Source organism: Spiroplasma sp. hy2, assembly GCF_044714365.1.
GTDB lineage: Bacteria > Bacillota_I > Bacilli_A > Mycoplasmatales > Mycoplasmataceae > Spiroplasma > Spiroplasma phoeniceum.
Map to the genome: position 1 here is coordinate 1 of NZ_RXFZ02000339.1, position 596 is coordinate 596.

2 protein-coding genes are annotated in these 596 nt (G+C 19.7%); one reads left to right on the forward strand and one right to left on the reverse strand.

Annotated features, from left to right (window positions below; genetic code table 4):
• A partial coding sequence (locus EHV01_RS06400; protein ID WP_422066727.1) for a hypothetical protein occupies positions 1–186 on the reverse strand: 186 nt, incomplete at its 3' end.
• 167 nt (positions 187–353) lie between these two features.
• Here EHV01_RS06400 and EHV01_RS06405 point away from each other — a divergent pair.
• On the forward strand, positions 354–596 hold a 243-nt coding region (locus tag EHV01_RS06405), incomplete at its 3' end, for a hypothetical protein (protein ID WP_422066728.1).

Genomic DNA, 596 nt, shown 5'->3' on the forward strand with positions numbered 1-596 from the left:
YYKTTTAACACAATGAAAAGATTTACAATTAGGACATATAATTCCTTTATCTCTAAATTTCTTATCAATCTCATTTAAACGTTTTTGTTTTTTAATTACCTCTGCTTCTTTTTTTATTTTTTCAGCAAATTCTAAAAATTGATCATCTTTAAAACTGTTTTTTAATTCTGTAATTATTTTTTCCATCAATTATTTACCTCTTATATATTAAANNAATATWTCAAACATATAAACAACTCAGAACAAAACAAAATTTAAACAAAACAATTAAAACAAAAACATTATTAAATAGTAAAAAATTTATATTAAAGAAAATATATTCTAAAAAAAGTAAATGATAAGGAGATAGTTAAATGTTAAATGAATTATGACCAAATGTTACTTTGGAAAATTATAATAATTTTAATCCAATGACAGGTAAAATTACACAAGTTCCAGTTCGTTATAATAAATTCTTTAAAGGTGATGTAGAATTATGATTTAAAACATTTACTTTAAGAGCCCAAAATATGATTAATTCCTATTTGAATTATCCATTTTCAAAATTAAAGTTTGAAACATTTAAAGACCCATTATTAAAGAAAATTTGTATTAAT